The sequence below is a fragment of the Pseudonocardia ammonioxydans genome, assembly GCF_900115005.1.
Lineage (GTDB): Bacteria > Actinomycetota > Actinomycetes > Mycobacteriales > Pseudonocardiaceae > Pseudonocardia > Pseudonocardia ammonioxydans.
The window spans coordinates 1-2,826 of sequence record NZ_FOUY01000125.1 but is presented as its reverse complement, the minus strand read 5'-3'; the positions used below and the strand labels follow the sequence as shown (position 1 = coordinate 2,826).

The following is a 2,826-nucleotide window of genomic DNA, read 5'->3' as shown; positions in this document are numbered from 1 at the left end:
GACCCCCGCGCCGGCGAGGCGGACCTGATCCTGGCCAAGCACCGGAACGGCCCCACCACGACGATCACCGTCGCGCACCAGCTGCACTACAGCCGCTTCTCCGACCTCGCTCACGCCTGACAATCGCCGCCGCCACCACCGCTAGCTGTACTCCGCCGTCTCCCCGCTGGATGTAAACCGGGTATACAAGCGCCCGGTCAGCACCCCACACACGGGCAGGCACAAGCTCCGGTGCCGCGCTGTATACCCGGTTTACATGCTCCGGATCCAGGCGCGCAGCGACGGTGATCAGTTTGTTGAGGCGTAGGCCGTCCACCAAGGCGGATGCGAGCCTGATCCTGGCCAAGCACCGGAACGGCTTCAGCACCACGATCACCGTCGCGCTCCCGCTGTACTACAGCCGCTTCTCCGAACTCGCACGCGCCTGACATCGCCGTCGCGCTGCTGGGCGCCGCCCGCGGCGACCCTGGATGTAAACCGGGTATACGAACGTCGGGCAGCATCCCCATACGCGGGCCCCACAAGATTCGCCGCGGCGCTGTATACCCGGTTTACATCCTCCGGAGAGTCATCAGTGCTGACTCAACCTGTCGTGCCGCCTCCTGGAGCACCGCCGCCGCCTGCGTGTCCACTTCCGCCGCAGCCTCAGAGCGACGGATCTCTTCGAGCACCGTGTTGACGCTGTGTACGAGGGGCGCCACCAGCTCATTGCCTGCCAGCGGCTGCGTAGCGGTCGAGGTACCCGAACTTGATTGCTCCTGGGAATCCTGCTCGGGCTTCGACGAGTTGCTCGCTGCCCCCGTGGGCGCCGTCGCTTCGGGGCCTGAATGCGAAACGGCATGATCCCGGTCGGAGTCTGCTACGGCCTGACCGGCTGCTCCGGAGGGAGCCTCGTCCGGCGACGTAGCGGCGGCGGGCAGTGGCTCTGCTTGGGTCTCGAGCACTGCCGCTGACCACGGCGGGCCACTGCGGTAAACCGTCGCCTGCTCCTCGGGACTGAGCGCGTAGAGAGCCCGAGCCGTCTTGAAGGTCACGTTCCCCTGACGCAACTGCTCCTGCAGCTCCGGAATGAGCTTGAGCAGGCCGACACGCTGCTGCACATACGTGAACGACTTCCCGATCGCGGCACCCACGGATCGCAACGACTGGCCGTCCCGGTCGAGCTGCCGCTGCAAGAACTCGGCCTCCTTGAGCAGGGGCAGATCGCTACGCTGCAGATTCTCGATCAGCACACGACTCTCGATCTCCTCGGGTGTAGCCACCCCCTCAGGAGCCCGGACATCGAGCATCTCGAGGCCGGCCAGGCGGGCAGCGGCCAAACGGCGATTCCCGATGAAGACCACCCACGGTGCCGCGGAGAGCTGGTCAGCTGTATCGGGGAACGCCTCCAGGAAGTCATCGCGCGCGATGACCTGGGCCTGCTGGAGCTGACCGTGCTGACGCATAGTCGCCGCAAGATCCTCGAGACCCGTGTCTTGTTCAGGATCGCGAGGATTCAGCGGGTTGGGTTGCAGCTGGTCGAGTGGCAACTTGCTCGGCGGAGTTGCGAGCCGCGTCCGAAGCGCGTCGCGGGCCCGTTCGGCACCTGTGCCGGCGGGACGCCCCCGCTCCATGGCGCCGAAGTCCTTCTTCTTAGCCACGTCTACTTCCCCTCCGCTGTCGAGCTCGTTACCGCGCTGGGTGTGACGGTCTCCAGAGCTGGCAGCCCTTCCAGCTCGGCTGCAGAGGACAGGCCTGCTGCAACGTCGAGATGCAGCGCGATCCGACGGTAGGCATCGGCGATCGGCGCGGCCGGCTGGTAGTCGGTCAAGGTCTGCCCACTGAGCCAGGCCTCCTCAACCGCCGCGGCGAGTGGCAAGTGCGCCAGGATCGGCAGTGCAGGAACCTCGCCGTCGCTGACGCCGTACTCCTCCAGCTCCTGCATCTTGTAGCGCGCGATCCCTGACAAGGGACGGCGATAGACCCCAGGAACCAGCCCATGCAGGTCACGCCGGGGGATCTGCAGTTCCTCCTCGATGACTGCGACCTGCTCGATGAGGAGGCGGAGAGCCCGCAAGGAGGTGTTGCTGGGCTGGACCGGCACTAGCAGGCCGTCCGATGCGACAAGCGCTGTGTCAGTGAGCACATCGAGGGAAGGCGGGCAGTCGATTAGCACGTGATCGTAAGAGCCCTCGAGCTGCCGCAGGACACGAGTTAGGCGGTGTTCGGGGGAGCGGGCGGCATGAAGCTTGCGTACGACCAGGAACATCGAGACGCAGTGCGGCAACACGTCTAGGCAACCACCGGCAGCGGACTGCGAGTGCTGAACCACGAGATCGCTGGTCGGGCCCGTGAACTCTCCGGTCAAAGCTGCGGCCAGGTTCGGGTGCGTGGAGTCCGCCTCCTCTAGGCCCAGCGCCTCAGTAGTCAGGTGCCCCTGAGGATCGAGGTCCACCAGCAGTGTTCGGCGGCCACGTTCCGACAGCGCCCCACCGGTGCCGGCAGTCAGGCCGGTCTTCCCGACGCCGCCCTTCTGGTTCAGGATCGCTGTGATGCGCGGCAGCGTGACGGCCGCGTGTGCGGGAGCTGTCTTGGGGGTCACGACAGAATCGACCTCACTGCGTGTCGTCGGTGAAGATGCCGTTGGTGATGAGCCAGGCCCGCCAGTGGGCGACTCGCTCCGGATCGGGTTCGAAGTCAGGTGGCCAGCCGTCGGTGACGATCTGGCGAAGCACTTCCCGTACCCGGCTGCGCCCGACCCTGGATCGGGAGTTGATCTTCCGCAGATGTGGGTCGATGACCGCGTGCATCGCCCGTGCTGTCTGGTCAAGGGTGAACTGCACGGGC

Annotated in this window: 5 protein-coding genes; 2 read left to right on the top strand and 3 right to left on the bottom strand. The window is 66.2% G+C overall.

The annotated features are described in order from the left end of the window. Together BM093_RS35665 and BM093_RS38100 are read left to right on the top strand one after the other, a co-directional pair. A partial coding sequence (locus BM093_RS35665; RefSeq protein ID WP_143105716.1) for a DnaB-like helicase C-terminal domain-containing protein occupies positions 1–120 on the top strand: 120 nt, incomplete at its 5' end. 173 nt (positions 121–293) lie between these two features. Continuing rightward, the gene (locus BM093_RS38100) at positions 294–428 is read left to right on the top strand and encodes a hypothetical protein (protein ID WP_281248762.1); all 135 of its coding nucleotides are present in this window, start codon (positions 294–296) and stop codon (positions 426–428) included. Positions 429–551: 123 nt separating this feature from the next. On the opposite strand, the gene BM093_RS34490 is transcribed toward BM093_RS38100, so the two are convergent. From BM093_RS34490 to BM093_RS36475, 3 genes are all read right to left on the bottom strand, one after another. Next, positions 552–1,640, bottom strand: coding sequence for a ParB/RepB/Spo0J family partition protein (locus BM093_RS34490; RefSeq protein ID WP_093357630.1), 1,089 nt, complete (start codon positions 1,638–1,640; stop codon positions 552–554). A 2-nt stretch (positions 1,641–1,642) separates the two neighbouring features. After that, complete coding sequence (locus BM093_RS34485; RefSeq protein WP_177238897.1) at positions 1,643–2,581, bottom strand: ParA family protein; 939 nt, start codon at positions 2,579–2,581, stop codon at positions 1,643–1,645. A 13-nt stretch (positions 2,582–2,594) separates the two neighbouring features. Next, the coding region (locus BM093_RS36475) for a hypothetical protein (protein ID WP_177238896.1) at positions 2,595–2,826 on the bottom strand (232 nt) is incomplete at its 5' end.